The 20,617-nt window shown below is 64.1% G+C and carries 22 protein-coding genes; 13 read left to right on the top strand and 9 right to left on the bottom strand.

The genetic code is table 11. The annotated features are described in order from the left end of the window. The first annotated feature begins 46 nt into the window (after positions 1-46). Positions 47-337 carry a hypothetical protein gene (locus NKI32_RS25115; RefSeq protein ID WP_156932561.1) on the top strand — a complete coding sequence of 97 codons (291 nt, stop codon included), beginning with the start codon at positions 47-49 and terminating at the stop codon, positions 335-337. 692 nt (positions 338-1,029) lie between these two features. On the opposite strand, the gene NKI32_RS25110 is transcribed toward NKI32_RS25115, so the two are convergent. Then, positions 1,030-1,533, bottom strand: a complete 504-nt coding sequence (locus NKI32_RS25110; protein ID WP_023686685.1) for a hypothetical protein — start codon at positions 1,531-1,533, stop codon at positions 1,030-1,032. A 435-nt stretch (positions 1,534-1,968) separates the two neighbouring features. Next, complete coding sequence (locus NKI32_RS25105) at positions 1,969-2,241, bottom strand: DUF4242 domain-containing protein (protein ID WP_023685308.1); 273 nt, start codon at positions 2,239-2,241, stop codon at positions 1,969-1,971. A gap of 244 nt (positions 2,242-2,485) precedes the next feature. On the opposite strand from NKI32_RS25105, the gene NKI32_RS25100 reads away from it, so the two are divergent. Continuing rightward, positions 2,486-5,074: a helix-turn-helix transcriptional regulator gene (locus tag NKI32_RS25100; RefSeq protein ID WP_353004099.1), complete on the top strand. Its 2,589-nt coding sequence runs from the start codon at positions 2,486-2,488 to the stop codon at positions 5,072-5,074. Positions 5,075-5,290: 216 nt separating this feature from the next. Here the strand turns inward: NKI32_RS25100 and secA are convergent, their stop codons facing one another. Then, on the bottom strand, positions 5,291-8,023 hold the full coding sequence (gene secA / locus NKI32_RS25095) for a preprotein translocase subunit SecA (RefSeq protein ID WP_023672992.1): 2,733 nt from the start codon (positions 8,021-8,023) through the stop codon (positions 5,291-5,293). A gap of 244 nt (positions 8,024-8,267) precedes the next feature. Here secA and NKI32_RS25090 point away from each other — a divergent pair, with 244 nt between their 5' ends. Then, the gene (locus NKI32_RS25090; RefSeq protein ID WP_353004096.1) at positions 8,268-9,188 is read left to right on the top strand and encodes a peptidylprolyl isomerase; all 921 of its coding nucleotides are present in this window, start codon (positions 8,268-8,270) and stop codon (positions 9,186-9,188) included. A gap of 44 nt (positions 9,189-9,232) precedes the next feature. Here NKI32_RS25090 and NKI32_RS25085 read toward each other — a convergent pair whose 3' ends face one another. Both NKI32_RS25085 and NKI32_RS25080 read right to left on the bottom strand, forming a co-directional pair. Next, positions 9,233-9,820, bottom strand: a complete 588-nt coding sequence (locus NKI32_RS25085; protein ID WP_353004165.1) for a TetR/AcrR family transcriptional regulator — start codon at positions 9,818-9,820, stop codon at positions 9,233-9,235. Positions 9,821-9,934: 114 nt separating this feature from the next. Next, positions 9,935-11,164: a caspase family protein gene (locus tag NKI32_RS25080; protein ID WP_353004094.1), complete on the bottom strand. Its 1,230-nt coding sequence runs from the start codon at positions 11,162-11,164 to the stop codon at positions 9,935-9,937. A 169-nt stretch (positions 11,165-11,333) separates the two neighbouring features. On the opposite strand from NKI32_RS25080, the gene argJ reads away from it, so the two are divergent. From argJ to NKI32_RS25055, 5 genes are all read left to right on the top strand, one after another. Continuing rightward, complete coding sequence (argJ, locus tag NKI32_RS25075; protein ID WP_353004092.1) at positions 11,334-12,575, top strand: bifunctional glutamate N-acetyltransferase/amino-acid acetyltransferase ArgJ; 1,242 nt, start codon at positions 11,334-11,336, stop codon at positions 12,573-12,575. A 29-nt stretch (positions 12,576-12,604) separates the two neighbouring features. Beyond that, entirely contained in the window at positions 12,605-13,354 is a 750-nt protein-coding gene (locus NKI32_RS25070; RefSeq protein WP_023713717.1) for a GNAT family N-acetyltransferase, read from the top strand. Beyond that, entirely contained in the window at positions 13,351-13,767 is a 417-nt protein-coding gene (gene mutT / locus NKI32_RS25065; RefSeq protein ID WP_023685791.1) for an 8-oxo-dGTP diphosphatase MutT, read from the top strand. Before NKI32_RS25070 ends, mutT begins: the two co-directional genes overlap by 4 nt. Positions 13,768-13,864: 97 nt before the next feature. Further along, entirely contained in the window at positions 13,865-14,173 is a 309-nt protein-coding gene (locus NKI32_RS25060) for a hypothetical protein (protein WP_023694000.1), read from the top strand. Positions 14,174-14,300: 127 nt separating this feature from the next. Further along, on the top strand, positions 14,301-14,483 hold the full coding sequence (locus NKI32_RS25055; protein WP_023704292.1) for a Flp family type IVb pilin: 183 nt from the start codon (positions 14,301-14,303) through the stop codon (positions 14,481-14,483). 12 nt (positions 14,484-14,495) lie between these two features. On the opposite strand, the gene NKI32_RS25050 is transcribed toward NKI32_RS25055, so the two are convergent. Beyond that, positions 14,496-15,368: a methyltransferase domain-containing protein gene (locus tag NKI32_RS25050; RefSeq protein WP_023704291.1), complete on the bottom strand. Its 873-nt coding sequence runs from the start codon at positions 15,366-15,368 to the stop codon at positions 14,496-14,498. A 72-nt stretch (positions 15,369-15,440) separates the two neighbouring features. Between NKI32_RS25050 and NKI32_RS25045 the strand changes: the two genes are divergently transcribed. From NKI32_RS25045 to NKI32_RS25030, 4 genes are all read left to right on the top strand, one after another. Further along, positions 15,441-16,226, top strand: a complete 786-nt coding sequence (locus NKI32_RS25045) for a ComF family protein (protein WP_502897993.1) — start codon at positions 15,441-15,443, stop codon at positions 16,224-16,226. 22 nt (positions 16,227-16,248) lie between these two features. Then, positions 16,249-16,530 (top strand): glutaredoxin 3, encoded by a 282-nt coding sequence (gene grxC, locus NKI32_RS25040; RefSeq protein WP_023672982.1) that lies wholly within the window; start codon positions 16,249-16,251, stop codon positions 16,528-16,530. Positions 16,531-16,616: 86 nt separating this feature from the next. Beyond that, complete coding sequence (locus NKI32_RS25035) at positions 16,617-17,483, top strand: carbon-nitrogen hydrolase family protein (RefSeq protein WP_023748462.1); 867 nt, start codon at positions 16,617-16,619, stop codon at positions 17,481-17,483. Then, positions 17,480-17,905 carry a DUF1178 family protein gene (locus NKI32_RS25030; protein ID WP_023672980.1) on the top strand — a complete coding sequence of 142 codons (426 nt, stop codon included), beginning with the start codon at positions 17,480-17,482 and terminating at the stop codon, positions 17,903-17,905. Before NKI32_RS25035 ends, NKI32_RS25030 begins: the two co-directional genes overlap by 4 nt. A 4-nt stretch (positions 17,906-17,909) precedes the next feature. On the opposite strand, the gene NKI32_RS25025 is transcribed toward NKI32_RS25030, so the two are convergent. Beyond that, positions 17,910-18,395 carry a MarR family winged helix-turn-helix transcriptional regulator gene (locus NKI32_RS25025; protein ID WP_023672979.1) on the bottom strand — a complete coding sequence of 162 codons (486 nt, stop codon included), beginning with the start codon at positions 18,393-18,395 and terminating at the stop codon, positions 17,910-17,912. Positions 18,396-18,496: 101 nt separating this feature from the next. Here NKI32_RS25025 and NKI32_RS25020 point away from each other — a divergent pair, with 101 nt between their 5' ends. Continuing rightward, positions 18,497-19,387 carry a DMT family transporter gene (locus NKI32_RS25020; RefSeq protein ID WP_353004088.1) on the top strand — a complete coding sequence of 297 codons (891 nt, stop codon included), beginning with the start codon at positions 18,497-18,499 and terminating at the stop codon, positions 19,385-19,387. Positions 19,388-19,472: 85 nt separating this feature from the next. On the opposite strand, the gene NKI32_RS25015 is transcribed toward NKI32_RS25020, so the two are convergent. Both NKI32_RS25015 and ubiG read right to left on the bottom strand, forming a co-directional pair. Continuing rightward, a complete protein-coding gene (locus NKI32_RS25015; RefSeq protein ID WP_353004161.1) occupies positions 19,473-19,805 on the bottom strand; it encodes an MmcQ/YjbR family DNA-binding protein in 333 nt (110 codons plus the stop codon). Between the two features lie 25 nt (positions 19,806-19,830). Beyond that, complete coding sequence (gene ubiG, locus NKI32_RS25010) at positions 19,831-20,580, bottom strand: bifunctional 2-polyprenyl-6-hydroxyphenol methylase/3-demethylubiquinol 3-O-methyltransferase UbiG (RefSeq protein WP_023672976.1); 750 nt, start codon at positions 20,578-20,580, stop codon at positions 19,831-19,833. Positions 20,581-20,617 lie beyond the last annotated feature (37 nt).

The following is a 20,617-nucleotide window of genomic DNA, read 5'->3' as shown; positions in this document are numbered from 1 at the left end:
GCATCGTCCACCAAGCTTTGTCATGATCGGGGTGATTCGAGGCGCCATGACAAAGCAAAGCGAACCTGACCTATTCGGTAATGTCGACTCGCAGGGCGACCTGTTCGGGACCGAACTCACGCAGCCCGTGTGGCAGCCCGATCCGGATAAAGTGCGGCGGCGACTAGAGCGCATTCTTGCCGAAGCGAGGGCGGCAAAGTCGATGCCTTGGGATTGGTCCAAGCAGAGCCTCTACCGGACAATCTTTCCACAGATGGCCGGGCTGCTGTCTGACGAGGAGGCAGCGCAGTACTGCTTCCAGTTTGACCAGGAATGGGAACGGCTCAAGGCAGCTTAGGAAATATTGATACGCTGGGCCGGACAGTGCCCTCCTCTGGCCTACCGACCATCTCCCCCCAGGTGGGGAGTGGGCAATAACAAAGCCCGGCTGGCAGCCGGCGCGAAGCTGTCAACTGACAGGCTGCGTCAGGAACAGGGGATACGCCGGTTACGGGTGGTCGCTTCATGAAAACGGGATGAGGCAGAGTTCGGCCCAGAATCGACCCGTTACATCCGTGGACATGGCAAGAAATCAACTCGATCTTTTTGGCGCCGAAGAACAGTCCGAGCTGTTGCGCTGACTGTTTATTATCATGGCGATCCTGGCCGGGTACGCGCGCGATTGCATAGGCTTATCGCCGAGGCGCGAAGCGTGGAAACGCTGCCCTGGATCAGGACAGTGTCCGGCTCTACCGCAAGATCGTGCCCCAGATGGTGCTCTGGCTGCCGGAAGAAGAAGCCGCGCAGCTGAAGTTCGAGTTCGAGGCCGAAATGGTGCGGCTGAAGGCGGCGTAGAAACGGATACGCCAGCCCTGGGTTGTCGTCGGCTCGGGCATCGCTGTCTCGGGCTTGGCGAGTCGGAGGAAACAAAAGGGCGAGCGAACGCCGGGGAAGACTGGGGAGCCGGTCGGCGTTGCGCTCGCCCCTCCCCCGCCAAGGGGGATGGCCAGGCACCGGATGTCCGGTGCCCGAGGTGTCACATGTGAGGCGTTACATCCCCTTCATGGCGTCGCACGACACGTTCGGGTTCATGTCGGCGAAGGCGCCCGTCGGGTTCTGTTTCCATGCCCAGACGTGCAGTTCGTAGAACGGGCCGAGGCCGTAGCGATTGGGGGCGCTGTTGAAGTTGAACAGCTGGCCTTCGAGCGAGGCCGGGCCTTTCGAGGTGATGTATTCGACCGCTATCAGCTTCAGGCTGCCGTCGGCCGTCGGCTCGTACATCACCGCTTCGGGCTTGGCGACATCGACGGCATCGTCCTTGAGATAGGCGCCGTTGACATAGTGGATGCCCATGGCGCCGCCGGTGATGCCGCTGGCGCAAGGGATGGGGGCATAGCCTTCGGCGGTGGCGGCTGCCACATTTTCGAAGCGGCTGTTGGCTGCGCGCACCTTTTCGGCCAACGGGTTGGCGTCGTGCGCCTGGGCGGCCGCACCCGCCGCGATCGAGATGGCGGCGAAAGCCGCGAAGCGTGTCGTCCAAAGCATTTTGGTCATGGTCTTCCGTTCGTTTGTTGACGCTTGAGGCGACGGCGGCCGATGCCGAAACGCCTGCGGCGTTGGTTTAGGATTTGGTTTGTCCGTCCCGGTTCATGCGATGCGGCTTCCGTTGCCGGGCTTTGGCCGCAGCCATTAAAAACCGTGCAAAATCAACGATCCCAAAAGTAATATTGCCAATATTCCTGCGGGACGTCCCGCTCCGATAGCCCGATGTCGCGCCTCAGATAGCCGCCTTCCGGGGGCAAGCGCCGCCTTTCAGACAGATACGCAGGCAGCTTCGACGCGAACCGCCATAGACGGCCGAGCACGGAGGTTGGCCGGCCGGTCTTTCCCAGGACAGGCCCGATTCCACCGAGCGGCAGGCCATCAGGCAGTTCGCCACGGCCGCGAAGGACAGTTTGATGCTCATCATCGTGGCGACCGAACGCAGGATCAGAGGTAAAAGTAAGGGTCAAGAACCCGCACCTCCGTGATCTTGTCGACCGGCAGCGAGTTTTTCTGAGCGGTGCTGCGGATAGCTTCGGGCGTCGGCGCGTCGTAGATGCAGAAGCTGTGCTTCTTGTCGGGCGTGACGAAGGACTGGATCCAGGTGACGCCCTTTTCGGCATTGCGCATGACGACCCCGCCGACCGCAGTGGCGCCGATGTCGGTCATCGGAATGTTGAGGCCGTCCGGAAATGTGCGTTCAATCAGATAGCGAGGCATGGAAGACTTCCTTTTCCATTGGTTCACGCTCGATCGGAGCGCGGCTGGACGTTGACCACGCCGGCCCGGCCCGCGCATCGGAACGATTCCCCATATTGGACGGGACGATTCCCTATATTGGCGTCGTTCTTTGTGGAAAGAGGCACGGCAATGTGTGCAAAGTCACATTGCGTCGCTTTCTTCACGGGCTAATCGTGAGCGGCCCGCCATGGTGGGAAAACTCCGATCCTGTGAGACGATGACAATGATGCTTCTGGAACGGCAGACGCAGCTGCAGCAGCTCGAGACACTGCTTGGCGATGCAATAGGCGGCCATGGCCGAGTCGCGGTGCTGGCGGGGGAGGCCGGCGCCGGCAAGACGGCGATTGTCGAGGCGTTCGCGGCCCGTGTCGGGCAGAGCGCGGCAATGTTGCGCAGCGCTTGCGAGGATCTGTCGATCCCCGATCCGCTGGGGCCGCTTTACGATCTGGCCCGTGAGGCGCAATGGGCGCTGCCGCGCGCAATCGACGCCCGGCATGGGCAGAGACTGCCGCTGTTTTCCGATGCGCTCGACGCCTTTGCGGCCAAGGGACCGAGCCTGCTGGTGATCGAAGACCTGCACTGGGCCGATGATGCCACGCTCGATTTCGTGCGCTTCCTCGGCCGGCGTATCGTCAACACCCACATCCTGCTGTTGCTGACGGCCCGCACCGACCGCAGCGAAGGACAGATGCGGGTGCGCCGCGCCCTGGGCGAAATCCCGGCCGGCAGCGTGGCGCGCATCGACGTGCCGCTGCTCAGCGAGGCGGCCGTGCTGTCGCTCGCCGATGCGGCCGGCCGCGATGGCGACGCCATCTACCGGGCGACCGCAGGCAATGCCTTCTTCGTCACCGAATTGTTGTGCGCCGAAAACGAAATGGCGCTGCCGGCAAGCGTGCGCGACGCGGTGCTGGCGCGGGCCGAGCGGCTGTCGGTTGGCGCCCGGGCCATGCTCGACGCGGTGTCGGTGTTTCCGCGCCGCGCCGACGCCTGGGCCTTGCAAGGCCTGTGCGGCGTCGCCAGCGCCGGCCAGTTGGCCGAGTGTGTCGCCAACGGCCTGCTTGACGATCTGGGCGACGGCTACGCCTTCCGCCACGACATCGCGCGACGCGCCATCGAAATGATGCTGACGACGTCGCACAGGCGGCAGTTCAACCAGCGTGCGCTGGCGGCACTGCTCGAAAATGGCGACGTCTCCACAGGCCGCCTGGTGCATCATGCGGTCGAGGCGCACAATCTGGCGGCGGTGCGCGAACTTGCGCCAATCGCCGCGCGCGAGGCGTCGCGCGTCGGCGCCCATCGCGATGCCGCCGGCTATTACGAGATCGCCTTGCAGCAGGCCGACAGCCTGCCGGTGATCGAGCGCGCCGCGCTCTACGAAAGTCATGCCTTCGAGTGCCATCTCATCGGCAAGATCGATGATGCGCTTGCAGCGCAGGGACAGGCGCGCCGGTTGCATCAGGCAGACGGCAACAGGCTGAAGGAGGGCGACAGCCTGAGATGGCTCTCCCGGCTGAGCGAAATGGGCGATGACCGCGAGGCGGCGGCCGCCTTCGGCGCCGAGGCTGTGGCGATGCTGGAAGCGGCTCCCGCCGGTCCCGAACTCGCCATGGCCTATTCGAACCTCTCACATCTGGCGATGCTGTCGGAGAGGGTGGAAGACACGCTGTTCTATGGCGAGAAGGCAGCGGCGCTGGCTGCGCGCATGAATCGTCCCGACATCGCCTCGCATGCCCTCAACAATGTCGGCTGCGTCGAGCAGTGGCTCAATCCGGATGCGGGACGCCTGCGCCTCGACCAAAGCCTTGAAATTGCGCTCCAGGGCAATTTCCAGGAGCATGCCGCGCGCGCCTTCACCAACCGCGCCTGTTTCGAGATCACCCAGATGAGCTACGACGCGGCACGTCCGGTGCTCGAGAGCGGCATCCACTATTGCACCGAGAACGACCTCGGCACCTGGCGCGACTATCTCAGGGGCATGCTGGCCGATGTGCAGCTGCGTCAGGGCCAATGGGATGAGGCCGCCGCGACGGCAAGCGATGTCATCGACAATGAGCGGACAACCACCGTGGGCCGGTTTCCGGCGCTGCTGGCACTGGCGAAACTGCGCCTGAGGCGCGGCGATCCCTCGGCCGAGCCGCTGTTCGCCGAAATGGCGCGTCTGGTCGGAAGCGGCGGCGACCTGCAGATGCTGAGCTCTTACGCAGCGCTGATGGCGGAGCAGGCATGGCTGGGCCTGGCCGACAGGCAAGAGGCGCTGGCGCTGATCACCCGCGCCGAAACGCCGGTGCGCTCGCGTGCCCATGTCGGGGAGCTGGCTCTGTGGCGAACATTGCTCTCTCCCGATATGCCGGCCGGCGACACCGCCGAGATGGCGACACCATACCGGCTGCTCCTGACCGGCGACTGGCGTTCGGCTTCGGCACTCTGGTCCGAATTGAATGCGCCATACGAGCGCGGACTGGCGCTCATCCTCGGCGATGACGAGGGGCAGCGTCTGGCATTGGATATTTTCGACGGCCTGGGGGCAAGGCCGGCGGCCCAGCGCCTGCGCGATATCATGCGCAGGAACGGCGTTGGCGGCATCGCCCGCGGCCCGCGCCGCTCGACGCGCGCCAACCTCGCCGGCCTCACCTTGCGCCAGATGCAGGTGCTGCAGCTGATCGAACGCGGCCTCTCCAACAAGCGGATCGCCGAGCAATTGACGATTTCGCCAAAGACGGTCGATCACCATGTCTCGGCGGTGCTGGGCAAGCTGGATGCGGTGTCGCGCGGCGAGGCGACAGCGACCGCGCGCGATTCGGGGTTGTTGTGAGGTTTTGACGAGGGTTGGACCGAGAGGTCGCGATCCTTCGCACCCCCCTCTGTCCTGCCGGACATCTCCCCCTCAAGGGGGGAGATTGGCTGTCATCGCGGCTTTCGCCAATTGTCGAAGTTGAAAGAAGTCAGAGCGCCGCAACTGCTGATCTCCCCCCTTGAGGGGGAGATGGCCGGCAAGCCAGAGGGGGGTGCTGTCCCGCCGACCTAATGATCAAGCAAACGCGCCGTGGCAGTGCTTGTATTTCTTGCCGGAGCCGCAGGGGCAGGCTTCGTTGCGGCCGATCTTGCCCCAGGTCGCCTGGTTGTTCGGATCGCGGTCTTCGGGAGCGACGATGGCGTTGCTCTCCTGGCGGACCAGAAGTGCGGTCTCGCCGCCCTCGAAATCGTCCTCGCCCGTGGTGCCGTCAATGTGGCTGCCGAACATTTCAGGCGCTTCGGGCGGCGGTGCTTCGGCGGCCTGGCGGACCAGTTCGACGCGCATCAATTGCGCGGTGACGGCCTGGCGCAGATTGCCGAGCAGCGCCTGGAACAGCTCGAACGCCTCGCTCTTGTATTCCTGCAGCGGATCGCGCTGGGCGTAGCCGCGGAAGCCGACGACCGAACGCAGATGGTCGAGGTTGACGATGTGCTCGCGCCACAGATGATCGAGCGTCTGCAACACCACCGAGCGTTCGACATAGCTCATCACGTCTGGGCCGAAGCGCTCGGCGCGCTCCTTGGCGGCGGCGTCGGCGGCCTTGGTCAGGCGCTCGCGGATGTCGTCCTCGGCGATGCCTTCTTCCTTGACCCAGTCCTCGACTGGCAGGTCGAGATTGAGGAATTCGGCGACCTCGGCCTTGAGGCCGGCGACGTTCCACTGCTCGGCATAGGCGTTTTCGGGGATGTTCTTGGTGACGATCTCCTCGATGACGCCTTCCCGCATCTCGGCGATCGTCTCGGACAGGCCTTCGCCGTCCATCAATTCGATGCGCTGCTCGAACACCACCTTGCGCTGGTCGTTCGAGACGTCGTCGTATTTCAACAGGTTCTTGCGGATGTCGAAGTTGCGCGCTTCGACCTTCTTCTGCGCCTTTTCCAGCGCCTTGTTGATCCACGGATGGATGATGGCCTCGTCTTCCTTGAGGCCGAGCTTCTGCAGCATGCCGTCCATGCGCTCGGAACCGAAGATGCGCATCAGATCGTCCTGCAGCGACAGGAAGAATTTCGAACGGCCGGGGTCGCCCTGGCGGCCGGAGCGGCCGCGGAGCTGGTTGTCGATGCGGCGCGATTCATGGCGCTCGGTGGCCAGCACGTAGAGGCCGCCAGCGGCCAGCGCCTTTTCCTTCAGGCGCTCGACATCGGCAATAATTTCCTTTTCGCGTGCCTCGCGCTCGGGGCCTGCAGGCATGTCGCCCAGTTCGTCCTCGATGCGCATCTCGGCGTTGCCGCCGAGCTTGATGTCGGTGCCGCGTCCCGCCATGTTGGTGGCGATGGTGATGGCGCCGGGCTTGCCGGCCTGGGCGACGATGGCCGCTTCGCGCTCGTGATGGCGGGCGTTCAGCACTTCGAAATCCTTGAACCCTTCCTTGCGCAGGCGCTCGGCCAGCTGCTCGGATTTTTCGATCGAGGTGGTGCCGACCAGCGTCGGCTGGCCCTTGGCGCGCGCTTCCTTGATCTCCTTGACGATCGCCTTGTACTTCTCCTCGACCGTCCGGTAGACCTCGTCGTCCTCGTCCTTGCGGATGACCGGCAGATTGGTCGGGATCTCGGTGACTTCGAGGCCGTAAATGTTGCCGAACTCCTCGGCCTCGGTCAGCGCCGTGCCGGTCATGCCGGACAGCTTCTTGTAGAGGCGGAAATAGTTCTGGAAGGTGACGGATGCCAGCGTCTGGTTTTCCGGCTGGATCGCCACATGCTCCTTGGCTTCGAGCGCCTGGTGCAGGCCTTCCGAATAGCGGCGCCCCGGCATCATGCGGCCGGTGAATTCGTCGATGATGACGATCTCGTCGTTGCGGACGATGTAGTCCTTGTCCTTCTGGAACAGCCGGTGCGCCTTCAGCGCGTTGTTGACGTGGTGGACGATGGCGACGTTCTCGACGTCATAGAGCGACTCGCCCTTGAGCAGGCCGGCCGCGCGCAGCAGGTTTTCCAGCTTCTCGGTGCCTTCCTCGGTGAAGATCGAGGTCTTCTGCTTCTCGTCGATCTCGTAGTCGGCCGGGCCGAGCTGCAGCATGAAGGCATCGATGGTGTTGTACATTTCTGAACGGTCCTCGAGCGGACCGGAAATGATCAGCGGCGTGCGCGCCTCGTCGACCAGGATGGAATCGACTTCGTCGACGATCGCGTAATTGTGGCCGCGCTGCACCATCTGCGCGCGCTCATACTTCATGTTGTCGCGCAAATAGTCGAAGCCGAGCTCGTTGTTGGTGGCATAGGTAACATCGGACGCGTAGGCGACGCGGCGTTCCTCGTCGGACAGGCCATGGACGATGACGCCGACCGAGAGGCCGAGGAATTTGTAGACGCGGCCCATCCATTCGGAGTCGCGGGTGGCAAGGTAGTCGTTGACGGTGACGACATGGACGCCCTTGCCGGCAAGCGCGTTGAGATAAACGGGCAGGGTGGCGACCAGGGTCTTGCCCTCGCCGGTACGCATTTCGGCGATGCCGCCATTGTGCAGCACCATGCCGCCGATCAGCTGCACGTCGAACGGGCGCATGCCGAGCACGCGGCGGGATGCCTCGCGGACGGTGGCGAAGGCCGGCACCAGCAGGTCATCGAGCGTGGCGCCGTTGGCGATATCCTGGCGGAATTTTTCCGTGCGGGCCTGAAGCTCGGCGTCGGACAGCGCCCGCATCTCGTTTTCCATGGCGTTGATCGCCTCGACACGCGGCCGGGTCGATTTTACGCGACGATCGTTGGAGGAACCGAAAACCTTACGGGCGAGACCGCCGAGACTGACCATCCGATGGTCCTTTCGATAGAATTCTCAATCTTGAGATGAGCGCCGGCCGGCCCCATCAATTCCGCGTGAAACGCGGACAAACACAAAAAGCGCCCGGAAAACGGTTCTGGACGCAAAGTCGTTGGACAGATAAGAGGGGGCTCAACTGATGTCAACGCCGCGTTAGCCCTATGGGCAGCGCCAAATTCCGCCACAATCCGGCTGATCTGCAAGCCCTACCAATCCCCCCTTGGAGTTAATCTTGATGTCCTTACTGTTTCGCCGTGCGTCGCTCGCCAGCCTTGGCTTGGCTTTCGGCCTGTCGGCCCTGTCGCTGTCTCCGCTGATGGCCCAGGAAGCCGCTCCCGCCCCGGCCGATGCCGCAGCAGCGCCGGCGGCAGCCCCCGTCGATCCGAACGCCGTCATCGCTACCGTCAATGGCCAGAAGCTGACCGAGGCGGACCTTGGGCTTGCCGAGGGCGAGCTGTCGCAGCAGTTCTCGCAGTTGCCACCCGAGCAGCGCCGCGCCGCGGCCCTTTCGGCGGCCATCGAAATCCGCGTCATGGCCGCCCAGGCGGTCGCCACCGGGCTCGACAAGGATCCCGAATTCCAGCGCCGCATGGCGTTCCTGCAGCAGCGCGCGCTGCATAGCGAGATGGTCGAGAAGGGCGTCGTCGACAAGGTTACCGATGCCGAGGTGCGCGCCCGCTACGACCAGGAAATCGCCAGCACGCCGCCGGTCAATGAGATTCATGCCCGTCACATCCTCGTGAAGACGAAGGAAGAGGCCGAGGCGATTATCAAGCAGCTCGATGGCGGTGCCGACTTCCAGAAGCTCGCCAACGAGCATACCAGCGATCCCTCGGGCAAAACCAATGGCGGCGATCTCGGCTGGTTCGGCCCGGGGCAGATGGTGCCGGAATTCGACAAGGCGGCAGTTGCGCTCGAAATCGGCAAATACACCAAGGAGCCGGTGCAAACGCAATTCGGCTGGCATGTCATCAAGCTCGAGGACAAGCGCACCAAACAGCCGCCGGCCTTCGACGACGTCAAGGACCAGGCCAAGCAGGCGGTGATCCGCGACAAGTATTTCGCACTGGTCAAGCAGCTGCGCGGCGCCGCAAAGGTTGAAATCCCCGACGCCAATCTGAAGAAGGCCGTCGACACGATGGAAGCCGGCAAGTAAGGCCGGCACCGAAAACATGCAAAGGGCGCCGTTCGGCGCCCTTTTCAATTGCGGGAGATGCCTGACATCACATAGCGGACAGTGGCAAGGATTGTCGCCTCATCTTCGTCCAGCCGGTTGGTCAAAAGGTGTTTCCAGGCATAGGCAGCGATGAGGTCGGCGACCAGCGCTGCGTCGATATCGGCCGCAACCTCGCCGCGCGCCTTGGCGCGCTCGATGATCCGAGCGGTGTGGGACACGCGCCCATCGGCATAGCCAGTCAGGGCCGCGGCCGCCGCTTCGTCCGACTGGGCCTCGGCGATCAGCGAGCGGAATACGCTGCCCGAGGATGTGTCGCGCCAATGCGCGAAGAGGTTCCTCAGGAAACCGACGAGGTCGTCTTCGAGACTGCCGGTATCGGGGACGTCGACACGCTTTTGCCGCTTGTAGACCTCTAACAGCAGGGCCGCCTTGCTCGGCCACCAGCGATAGATCGTGGGTTTGCCGGCGCGCGCCCGCCGCGCCACCGCCTCTATGGAGAAGCCGGCATAGCCGGCCTCGACCAGCACCGCCTCCGCGGCCTCGAGAATGGCCTCGGCGCTGTCTGGGTTGCGCCGCGCCCCGATCGATCTGCGCGCCGGATCCTCGCCCATGTCTGTCCTCGCCAACAATCTCGCCGGCAATATAGGTGAGCTGGCAGGCAAACGAAACGGCCCGTTTCCAGCGCTTGTAGAAGCAGGTCTCACATTCGCCCTTCGCGGGCATTTTCAGTTCATCGCTTGCGAGGTTTCCGAGGCGATCCGCCACTGGCCGTCGCTCTTCACCAGCCCAAGCGTGACTCGTGCCTTGCCGGTCATGCGCGCCGCCGATTTGTCTTTCGACATATAGTCGTAGCTCATCGCGAACACGGCTTCGGCGCGGTTCTCGCCCTGCGGCGTCACATTGAGGCTGCCGGGCTCGAGACTGAACGACCAGGATGCAAATTGCGCGAACCAGTCCGTCTTGAGCTTGACGACGGCGTCGCTGTCATAGCGCGTGCCGAAGATGGTGGCGGAAGGCGCATAGAGCCGCTTGACGGTCTCGCCGATCGCCGCGGCATCGGGCGCAAGATAGTCGTCGCGCAGGAATTTCTCGATTGCGATCTTGTCGTCGCCTACAGACCGTTCGAGTGCCGCAACCTTTGTTTCGGGCGCCGGGGGGACGGCGGGCTTCGGCTGTGCAACCGTTTCGCCGCCGGGCACAAACTCAAACCGTTCGAGCAGCGAACCCTGTTCCCATGGGCGCTGTCCCTCGCGGGTTTCGGAGACCACGTCGCGGCGCACCGCGATCATCATGTCGTTGATGCTCTGGCCGGGCTCGGCCATGTGCCGCAGCAGGGCGGCGGCGAACGGCGAATTGCGTCCGGTGCCGTCCATGGCGACAGCGCCCGGCGCCGTCGAGAAGGCGATGAAGGAGCCGCGCGTCGAATCGAACTGCGCCAGACCGGCAAGCGCCGTTGCCGAGCGCGTGGCGGCGGTGCGGCTCAGGCTGCGGGCAAAGGGATTGTTGCGGCAGGCGTCGAGGAAAACCAGGCTGACCTTGGTCTGCTGCTCCATGATGTCGAGGACTTCGTCGATCGGCACGGCTTCGAGCTGCAGCTTGACCGGCATGTCGAGCCGGGCGTCGACCGGCACGATGTAGTTGCGCCCTTCGACCTGGAGGCCGTGGCCGGCATAATAGAACAGCCCGACCCCGGCGCCTTCCAGCGCATCGGAAAATTCGCCGATCTTGCGCTCGAGTTCGCGCTTGCCGAGATCGTTGCCCTCGATGACGTCGAAGCCGATCGAGCGCAGCTTGCCGGCAATATCGAGGGCATCGTTGACCGGATTGGTGAGCGTGCCGGCTTCGGCATAGGTGCCGTTGCCGATGACCAGCGCCACGCGCCGTTCCGGCTGCGCATCGGCGCTCAGGAGCAAAAGCCCCATAAACGCCACCGCCAAGATCACCAGCCTGCCCATGGCCGATATCATAACGCCAGAGGCCCCGGTGACGCCAACGGATTTGAAATGCAAGCTTAATCCCTGGTGGCTTGCCGACAGCGGCGGCCAAGAAAACGCCCTTGCGCCGGGCCGTGCTATCGGGCAAACCGGCCTTCGCCTAGCGTTTTTCCGTCGCCCGAGGTCCCCAATGTCCGCAACGATTTCGCCGCTCGCGCCGAAGAAATATCCCAAAATGCCTGCCATTGAGGGCGTGCGCATCGCCACCGCAGAGGCCGGGATCAAGTACAAGAACCGTACCGACCTCTTGGCCATGGTCTTCGATGCCGGCACAGCGGTTGCCGGCGTGTTCACGAAGTCGAAATGCCCCTCGGCGCCGGTCGACTTCTGCCGCGAGAACCTTGGCGCCGGCAAGGCGCGAGTGCTGGTGGTCAATTCCGGCAACGCCAACGCGTTCACCGGCAAGAAGGGCCGCGCCTCCACCCAACTGACCGGCGAGGCAGCGGCCAAGGCCGCAGGCTGCACGCCAGGCGAAGTGTTCCTCGCTTCTACCGGGGTAATCGGCGAGCCGCTCGACGCCACCAAATTCAGCCATTTGCTGGCCGGACTGGTCAAGGACGGCAAGCCGGATCTGTGGACCGAGGCGGCAAAGGCCATCATGACAACCGACACCTATCCGAAAGTGGCGACAGCGACGGTCAAGCTCGGCGACACCGACGTCATCATCAATGGAATCTCCAAGGGCGCCGGCATGATCGCGCCCGATATGGCGACTATGCTGTCCTTCATCGCCACCGATGCGCCGATCGCCGCCCCCGTGCTGCAGGACTTGTTGTCGCGCGGCACCGCCAAGACCTTCAACGCCGTCACCGTCGACAGCGACACCTCGACCAGCGACACGCTGCTGTTGTTCGCCACCGGAGCCGCTGCCAAGCGCGGCGCGCCCGCCATCAGCGATCCCAAGGATGCGCGTCTCGGCGCGTTCCGCCGGGCGCTGGGCAAGGTGCTCAAATCGCTGGCGCTGCAGGTGGTGCGCGACGGCGAGGGCGCCCGCAAGCAGGTCGAAGTCACCGTTACCGGCGCCAAATCGGCGCGCTCGGCCAAGCGCATCGCGCTGTCCATCGCCAATTCGCCGCTGGTCAAGACGGCGGTTGCCGGCGAGGACGCCAATTGGGGCCGCGTCGTCATGGCCGTCGGCAAGGCCGGCGAGCCGGCCGATCGCGACCGGCTGTCGATCTGGTTCGGCGACAACCGTCTGGCGCATGAGGGCGAACGCGACCCGGGCTACTCCGAGGAAGCGACCTCGGCCTATATGAAGCGCGACGACATTCGCATCCGCGCCGATATCGGTATCGGCCGCGGCAAGGCGACGGTGTGGACCTGCGACCTCACCAAGGAATATGTCGCCATCAATGGCGATTACCGGAGCTGATGGAGTTGGCTTCCAGGCATCCGGCAAGCATGCTCGCCATCGTGCGCCGCTACGAGGCTGCGGGGTTTCGCGCCTGGCCGGCGGCGGCCGTGCATTATGACGGCACCTGGGTGGTGCGGCTGACAGCCGGCCATCCGGCCAAGCGGCTGAACTCGGTCAACCCGCTCGATCCCGGCGACACCCAGCACATTGCCGAGCGCATCGGCCGCGCCAGCCGGCGCTTCGACGCCTATGGCAGGCCGCTGACCTTCCGCATCTCGCCGCTGTCGGGGCCGGACCTAGCCAAGCATCTCGACAATGAGGGCTGGAGCACATTCGACGAATCCCTGGTGATGCGGCTGCCGCTGGCGGACGCGCAACTGGCGCCGGCCATGGACCAGATTCCGCTGAAGGATATCAGCCGCTTTCTCGGCGCGTCGCTCAAGGTCAGCGGCTCGGATGCATCGCTGCGGCCCGGTCTTTCGGAAATCATCGGCGCTATCCAACCCGAAGTCGGGCTGTTTGCGCTGGAGGAAGGGGCCGACCCTCTGGCGGTGCTGATCTGCGTCCATGACGGCGATCTTGCCGGTCTGTTCGAGATCGCCACCGCCAAGTCGGCGCGCAATCAGGGCCATGGCCGCAACCTGATCCTGTCGGCGCTGAAGTGGGCGAGGCTGCGTGGCGCTCGCGAAGCCTGGCTGCAGGTCGAGGCCGGCAATGCGCCGGCGCTGGCGCTCTATCGCTCGCTGGGCTTCGACGAAGTCTATCGCTACCACTATCGCCGGCCGCCGGGCGCATGAGCGAGATCACCGGCAAACGCCTGCTGCTGGTCGCCGCGTGCGCGCTGGTCGATACCGATGGGCGGGTGCTTCTGGCGCAGCGGCCCGAGGGCAAACAGCTTGCCGGCCTGTGGGAATTTCCCGGCGGCAAGGTAGAGCCAGGCGAGACGCCGGAACAATGCCTGATCCGCGAACTGCAGGAAGAAATCGGCATCGAGACTGACATTCCTTGCCTGGCGCCGCTAACCTTCGCCAGCCATTCCTATGATGATTTCCATCTCCTGATGCCCCTGTTCGTCTGCCGCCGCTTCCGCGGCATCGCGCAGCCCAGGGAAGGGCAGGCGTTGAAATGGGTGCGGCCAAAGCAGATGCGCGACTATCCCATGCCGCCGGCCGACGCGCCGCTAATCCAGTTCCTCATCGACCTGTTGTGATACAAAGCCATTTCGCGGTCTGATCTAGCCAGCGTTAATGGAAGATTTATCTCGTCGTGAAAAATTGCGGCAAAGCGGGTTCGCGGGGAGCGATTGCATGAGCCTCGACAGGGAATGGGACTCGATCCGGCCAGATCGCAGCTTTCGCGCCGCCGGCGTCGGCTTATTGCGCGTCACGCTGTTGTTCGGCTCGGCCGCAGTGGCGCTGGCGCTGATCGCGGTCCCCGTGCTGGACAACCAGACGCGATCATCCAGCCGCGATGCTCTTGCAGGCGGTCTCGACCCGATGAGCACGGGTTCGATCGGCTCGCGGGCCACCTATACGCTGCGCAGAAGCGTGCTGCAGCCCTCACCGAGCTCAGTCTGCATCATCCGCGCCGACGGCCAACGCAGCGGCGACTGCTGACCAACAAGGTCGACACCAGCTTGAGAACTTCCTCAACGCAGGCCCATTTCACAGCCTGTTAAGCTTGTGCCGTTAACCTTTCTTAACAGGTCGGCGATATGGTCGGGGATGAGAGGGATCGACGATCATGAAGCAATTGCTGCGCCGATTTTTGCAGGACGAAACAGGCGCCACGGCCATTGAATATGGCCTGATCGTTGCGGTGCTGTCGCTTGCCATCGTCGGGGGTGTCGGCAAGGCCAGCAATGCGATCCAGTTTCTGTTCAGCGACAACAACAGCAGGCTCGCAAACGCCTTCGCCGAGCACTGATCCGGAGCGCCGTCACCGCCCGTCGGGGTTTTCCAGTATCGTCTTCAGCGAGACCTTCGCCGAACCCGGTTTCAAGGGCTTTTGCTGCGAGGCATCGGGCGCCCAGCCCGACATCCAGACGATGGAAAAGCTTGCCCTGATGCGGCCATCAGCGTCCGAAAAGCGTTCGGCATAGATTTCGGCGGCACGGGTAAAAAGCTTTCGCGCTCCCGGTCGCCGGCTGCGATCGGTCAGCGCGCTGGTTTCGCCCATCGCCCTGAGATCGGCAATGAGGTCGAAGAGGGTATCGTAGCGGACGGTCACCGTTTCGACGTCGGCCACCGGTAGCGCCAGTCCGGCGCGCTGCAGCAGTGCGCCGGCGTCGCGAACATCGGTGAAGGGGATGACACGCGGGCTGGCGCCGCCATAGAGTTCGGTCTCGGCGGCGAGCAGGCTTTCGCGCAATTCGGAAAGCGTGCCGGCGCCGGCAAAGGCGCCGAGGAAAAGCCCGTCGGGCCGCAGAGCGCGGCGGATCTGCACCAGCATGCCGGGAATGTCGTTCATCGCCTGCAACGACAGAAGTGAAACGACGAGGTCGAGGCTTTCCGGCTGGAACGGCACTGTTTCCAGCGGTGCTATCAGCCCTGGCCGGCCGTCCAGAAACGCTGGATCTGCCTCGACGCGCACGATCTCCGCTGCCTTGCCGCTTGCAGCGACCACGTCCGTTGCGTCCGGCGTCTGGCAAAACAGCACCGCGGCCTTGCCGAATTTCCGCTCGACCGCGCCGAGCCGGTCGGCAAGGTCTTCCGCCGCCCGCCGCATCAGAAAATCCGCGCCGGCTACGGGGTGGGCCAGCGCCCTGCGCTTGCGCACCAGCCAAAGTTCAGTATCGATGATCGGCTGCAACGGTAGACATCCCTGTTTGTCCGTCTAGTGATATCCTGGCGCGGACGACAAAACCACGTGGCCGATCCGGTGATGGAGATCAAGAGCCTCGCTCAAACCATGTTGAAACTGGCCATGTTGGACTGGCCGGCGCGGATGCTGTTCCCGCCGGTCTGTGCCGGCTGTCGCAGGTACGTCTCGCAACCCGGCGTTTTGTGCGGTGCCTGCTGGCCGAAGCTGAGGCTGCTGGAGCGGCCATGGTGCGCGGTGATGGGCACGCCATTCACCCACGATATGGGCGAGGGGTTCCTGTCGGCCGAGGCGATCGCCGATCCGCCGCCGTTCGAGCGGGCGCGGGCGGCCGTGGCCTATTCCGGTGTCGCCCGCCAGATGGTGCAAGGGCTGAAATACCAGGATCGCACCGATCTGGCGCCGTGGATGGCGCGCTGGATGCTGCGCGCCGGCGCTGAGGTAATTGCAGACGCCGATGTCGTCGTACCGGTGCCGCTGCACTGGCGGCGCTTCTTTCGGCGGCAGTTCAACCAGTCGGCGGAGTTGGCAAGGGCGGTTGCGCAGCTTAGCGGGCTGCCTTTCTCGCCCTCGGCGGTCCGGCGCGTCAAGCTCACGCGCCAGCAGGTCGGGCTGGAGCGGCAGGAGCGCGAGGCCAATGTCCGCGCCGCCTTCCGTGTGCCTGCGGAAGCCGAAATCGAGATCACTGGGCGCCGCGTGCTTCTGGTCGACGATGTCTACACCACCGGCGCCACCGTGCGCTCGGTCGCCAGGGCGCTGAAGAAGGGCGGCGCCGGAGCGGTCGATGTGCTGACCTTCGCGCGTGTCCTGCCGGGGGACTTTCGGGCCGACGAGTCCGCGACTATATAAGGTCGAGGAAAGGCACGGACCGATGCTCGATGTGACGATTTACACCCGTATGATGTGCGGCTATTGCGCGGCGGCCAAGCGGCTGCTCGACCGCAAGGGCGTCGCTTACACCGAGCATGACGCTTCGTTTTCGCCGGAATTGCGCCAGGAAATGATTTCGCGGGCGCATGGCCGCTCGACCTTTCCGCAGATTTTCATCGGCGACACGCATGTCGGCGGCTCCGACGACCTCCACGAGTTGGAGGCACGGGGGCAGCTGGATAGGCTGCTTGCCAACGGCTCGACGACAAAGAGCGGTTCGTAGCGCCGCTCTATGTCTTTGTTTTTACGCAATTCCGGACGGAAAACCGTTACACGATTTTCCTGGAATTGCTCAAAGAGGACGTGACGATGGGTATTTTCAAGGCGGCGGCGATCCAGATGCGTTCGGGCGAGAGCCCCGAGCGCAACGCGGTCGATCTCGAACGGCTGGTGCGCGAAGCGGCAGGCCTCGGTGCAACCTACATCCAGACCCCGGAAATGACCGGTGCGCTGATCCGCGACAAGGAAGCCAGGGCTGCTTCCTTCACCTTGGAAGACAAGGACATCGTCGTGGCGGCCGCGCGCAAGCTCGCCAGCGAACTCGGCGTCTTCCTGCACATCGGCTCGACCGCCATCCTGCGCACCGACGGCAAGCTCGCCAACCGGGCGCTGCTGTTTGGGCCGGACGGCGCCACCCTTGCCACCTACGACAAGATCCACATGTTCGATGTCGACCTCGACAATGGCGAGAGCTGGCGCGAATCCGCCGCCTATGAGCCGGGCACCGAGGCCGTCGTCACCGAGATCGACGGCGCTAGGCTCGGCTTTGCCGTCTGCTACGATCTACGCTTTCCACAGCTGTTCCGCGCCGAGGCGATGGCCGGCGCCGACCTCTTGTCGGTGCCTGCCGCCTTCACCCGCCAGACCGGCGAGGCGCACTGGCATGTGCTGCTGCGAGCCCGTGCCATCGAGAACGGCGCCTATGTGGTTGCTGCAGCACAAGGTGGCCTGCATGAGGATGGCCGCGAAACCTATGGCCATTCGCTGATCGTCGACCCATGGGGTCGAATTCTCGCCGAGGCCGACCATGACGATCCGGAGGTGATCATCGCCGAGATCGACACGGCGCAGTCGTCGGCCGCGCGTAAGAAAATCCCCAATCTCAAGAACGCGCGTGATTTTGCCGTCAATGCCGGCGCAGTGGAAGCGCCGCGGCTCAGGGGCGCGGCTTCGTGATCCGCTTTGCCCTGATCTGCGAGCACGAGCACGAATTCGAGGGCTGGTTTCGCAGCAATGACGATTTCGACACGCAGAAGAAGCGCGGCTTCGTCGATTGCCCGAGCTGCGGCTCGCACAAGGTGCAAAAGGCGCTGATGGCGCCAGCCGTCTCCACCGCGCGGAAGCAGGAAACAATTGCGCTGGCCATGGGCGAAACCCAGAAGCAGGCTTTGGCGCAACTGAAGGCGATGGCCGAGAAGGTGCGCGAGAATGCCGACTATGTCGGCGACAAGTTTGCCGAAGAAGCGCGCAAGATCCATTTCGGCGAGAGCGATGCGCGCGGCATCTATGGCGAGGCGACGTTGGACGAAGCCAAGAGCTTGGCCGAGGATGGCATCGATTTCATGCCGATCCCGAGTTTTCCCGAGGAGCGCAATTGAGCGATCAGCTGGCGCTATCGATCAATTTGCCAAGCAACTGAGCCAGTGCCCCCCGCTCCGTGCCGGTGAGCCCGGCGAGGATTTCATGCTCGTTGGCGACGTGGGCGGTCAGGGCTTCGTCGATCAAGGCCAGACCTTTTTCGGTCAGTTGCACGACAATGCCACGCCGGTCGTTGGGGTGCGGGCCGCGCAGGATCAGTCCGGCCTTCTCAAGCCGGTCGAGCCGGTTGGTCATGGCCCCAGAGGTCACCATCGTCGCCTCGTATAGAGCGGTCGGTGTCAGCGCGTAGGGCTGGCCGGAGCGGCGCAGCGTCGCCAGCACATCGAATTCGCCGGCCTGCAGTCCGAAACGGGCAAACAGCGGGGCGAGGCGCTCGCGGGCGATTAGCGACGAGGCTTCGTTCAGCCGCCCAAGCACCAGCATTGGCGACACCTCCAGGTCCGGCCGTTCCCGCTTCCATTGCTCCACCGCCTTTGCCGCGCGATCCATCTGTCTCACCGCTAAGTATCTTGACGTTAAGAATCTTTGTGGTATGCTACCTCAAGATACAGTTTCGACCCAGTGCCGCAAGTGAGTGACGGGACCATCCGATGAAATTTCTCTGGGAATCGGCGCTTGGCCTGCTGGTCGTCACCGGCGGCCTGCTCGGCCTGACCCTGCCGTTCGGCAAGCTGGCGACGGCTGCCGGCGTTCCGGCCATGGTCTGGGCCTTCGTCATCTCGTTCGGCGCCGGGGGCGTGCTGCTGTGCGCGTTGCTCGCGAACGGCGAGCGCATGCGGCTCACCTCGCACAGACTGCGCTATTTCTTCATCACCGCCGCCGTGTCCTACGCCGTGCCCAATCTGCTGATGTTTTCGGCTATCCCGCATCTCGGCGCCGGCTATACCGGCATCATGTTCACGCTGTCGCCGGTCATCACACTGGTGTTTTCGATCCTGCTCGGCGTTCGACGGCCAAATACGCTCGGCAGTATCGGTATCGCCGTCGGCTTCATCGGCGCCGTCATGGTGGCGGTGACGCGCGGCGAGGCCGGCCAGCCGGCCGATTTCTTCTGGGTACTGGTCGGACTTTTGATCCCGGTCAGCCTTGCCGCCGGCAATATCTATCGCACCGTCGACTGGCCCCAAGGCACCGGCCCGATCGAACTGGCCGTCGGCAGCCATCTGGCTTCGGGAACGCTGCTGCTAGTCGGCATTCTCGCGCTGTTCGGGGTCGGCGCCTTCGCCCCGCTCAGGGCCGTGCCGCTGGTTGTCGTGGCGCAGGTCGCCTCGGCCTCGGCGATGTTTGCCTTCTTCTTCCGGCTGCAGGCCGTGGGCGGTCCGGTCTATCTCAGCCAGATCGGCTATGTGGCGGCGGCCGTCGGCCTGTTTGCCGGAACCATCTTCCTCGGCGAGCACTACCAGTTGCTGACCTGGGCCGGCGCGGTGATCATCACCATCGGCGTGATCATCACCACCAAGGCGCAGAGCCAGAAGGCATAGGGTCTTTGTTTACGCAATTCCCTAGGCAAAGCGCTATGCGCTTTCCCGGGAAACCGCTTCACACTTTTCCTCGAACTGCTCAAGCTTAAATTTGGCTCGCGTCGAGGCGCTTCCGTAGCGCCGGCGGGGCGACGTTTCGCCAGACCGTCCGAACGGCGCTGCGGAATGTCTGTTCGTCGCAGGCTTCGAGCATGATCGACGTCCATCCCTTTTGGCCCCAGCCGCCTGTCACGAGCCTGAAAACCGATGGCTCAGCCGCGGCCATCATCTCTTGCTGGTCGCGGTCGAGCTTGACGACAGCACGGTCGGCTTCGGGCAGCGAGACGAAGATACGGTTGCGGACGCGGAAGTCAGCCTTGCCGAAATGCGATTGCTCGACCGTTTCGGGAAGATCGAGCGCCAGCTCTCGGGCCCTCATAGTGTCCACGGCCGCCCCCTTTTGTTCAGACCGATCGTTTTTCCGCCAGCACCATATAGTTGACGTCCATGTCCTTGGAGCGTGCCCAGCGGTCGGCGAGAGGATTGTAGGTCACGCCGGTACGGTCGATGATGGTCATGGCGGCGCTGCCGAGCGCCTTTTCAAGCTCTTCGGGCCGCACCAGCTTGCCGAACTGGTGGGTGCCGCGCGGCAGCCAGCGCAGCACATATTCGGCGCCGATGATGGCCAGGCCCAGTGCCTTCAGCGTGCGGTTGATCGTGGCCACGAACATGATGCCGCCGGGCTTGACCATCTCGCCGCACTTGCCGATGAACAGGTCGACATCGGCAACATGCTCGACAACTTCCATGTTGAGGACGACGTCGAATTTCTCGCCGGAATCGGCCAAATCCTCAGCGGTCGTAGCGCGATAATCCACCGTCACGCCGCCTTCGGCCGCGTGCAGCTTCGCCACCTCGATGTTGGTTGCCGAGGCGTCGGCGCCGACCACTTCGGCGCCAAGCCTTGCCATCGGCTCGCACAACAATCCACCGCCGCAGCCGATATCGAGGAAACGCAGGCCTTCGAACGGCCGCGCCGCCCGCGGATCGCGGCCGAAGCGCGCCGCCACCTGGTCCCGGATATAGGCCAGCCGGACCGGGTTGAATTTGTGCAGCGGACGGAATTTGCCGTTCGGGTTCCACCATTCGGCGGCAAGCGCGGAAAAGCGTTCCACTTCTCCGGCATCGATTGTCGATCGTCGGGCCTCTGGCATGGGGCGGGTCTCCTCGGACGCTAGGAAGTCGGGTGCC

Origin of the sequence: Mesorhizobium sp. M0761, assembly GCF_040320205.1 — a bacterium.
In the GTDB taxonomy this organism is placed as follows: domain Bacteria; phylum Pseudomonadota; class Alphaproteobacteria; order Rhizobiales; family Rhizobiaceae; genus Mesorhizobium.
Note: the sequence above shows the minus strand (reverse complement) of the source record. Positions and strands in the feature narration are given on the sequence as shown.

Bases quoted from the DNA above. Each gene is read 5' to 3' on its own strand.
- NKI32_RS25115 (WP_156932561.1), top strand. From the start codon at position 47: ATGACAAAGCAAAGCGAACCTGACCTATTCGGTAATGTCGACTCGCAG.
- NKI32_RS25110 (WP_023686685.1), bottom strand. From the start codon at position 1,533: ATGACCAAAATGCTTTGGACGACACGCTTCGCGGCTTTCGCCGCCATC.
- NKI32_RS25105 (WP_023685308.1), bottom strand. From the start codon at position 2,241: ATGCCTCGCTATCTGATTGAACGCACATTTCCGGACGGCCTCAACATT.
- NKI32_RS25100 (WP_353004099.1), top strand. From the start codon at position 2,486: ATGATGCTTCTGGAACGGCAGACGCAGCTGCAGCAGCTCGAGACACTG.
- secA (WP_023672992.1), bottom strand. From the start codon at position 8,023: ATGGTCAGTCTCGGCGGTCTCGCCCGTAAGGTTTTCGGTTCCTCCAAC.
- NKI32_RS25090 (WP_353004096.1), top strand. From the start codon at position 8,268: ATGTCCTTACTGTTTCGCCGTGCGTCGCTCGCCAGCCTTGGCTTGGCT.
- NKI32_RS25085 (WP_353004165.1), bottom strand. From the start codon at position 9,820: ATGGGCGAGGATCCGGCGCGCAGATCGATCGGGGCGCGGCGCAACCCA.
- NKI32_RS25080 (WP_353004094.1), bottom strand. From the start codon at position 11,164: ATGGGCAGGCTGGTGATCTTGGCGGTGGCGTTTATGGGGCTTTTGCTC.
- argJ (WP_353004092.1), top strand. From the start codon at position 11,334: ATGTCCGCAACGATTTCGCCGCTCGCGCCGAAGAAATATCCCAAAATG.
- NKI32_RS25070 (WP_023713717.1), top strand. From the start codon at position 12,605: ATGCTCGCCATCGTGCGCCGCTACGAGGCTGCGGGGTTTCGCGCCTGG.
- mutT (WP_023685791.1), top strand. From the start codon at position 13,351: ATGAGCGAGATCACCGGCAAACGCCTGCTGCTGGTCGCCGCGTGCGCG.
- NKI32_RS25060 (WP_023694000.1), top strand. From the start codon at position 13,865: ATGAGCCTCGACAGGGAATGGGACTCGATCCGGCCAGATCGCAGCTTT.
- NKI32_RS25055 (WP_023704292.1), top strand. From the start codon at position 14,301: ATGAAGCAATTGCTGCGCCGATTTTTGCAGGACGAAACAGGCGCCACG.
- NKI32_RS25045 (WP_502897993.1), top strand. From the start codon at position 15,441: ATGGAGATCAAGAGCCTCGCTCAAACCATGTTGAAACTGGCCATGTTG.
- grxC (WP_023672982.1), top strand. From the start codon at position 16,249: ATGCTCGATGTGACGATTTACACCCGTATGATGTGCGGCTATTGCGCG.
- NKI32_RS25035 (WP_023748462.1), top strand. From the start codon at position 16,617: ATGGGTATTTTCAAGGCGGCGGCGATCCAGATGCGTTCGGGCGAGAGC.
- NKI32_RS25025 (WP_023672979.1), bottom strand. From the start codon at position 18,395: ATGGATCGCGCGGCAAAGGCGGTGGAGCAATGGAAGCGGGAACGGCCG.
- NKI32_RS25020 (WP_353004088.1), top strand. From the start codon at position 18,497: ATGAAATTTCTCTGGGAATCGGCGCTTGGCCTGCTGGTCGTCACCGGC.
- NKI32_RS25015 (WP_353004161.1), bottom strand. From the start codon at position 19,805: ATGAGGGCCCGAGAGCTGGCGCTCGATCTTCCCGAAACGGTCGAGCAA.
- ubiG (WP_023672976.1), bottom strand. From the start codon at position 20,580: ATGCCAGAGGCCCGACGATCGACAATCGATGCCGGAGAAGTGGAACGC.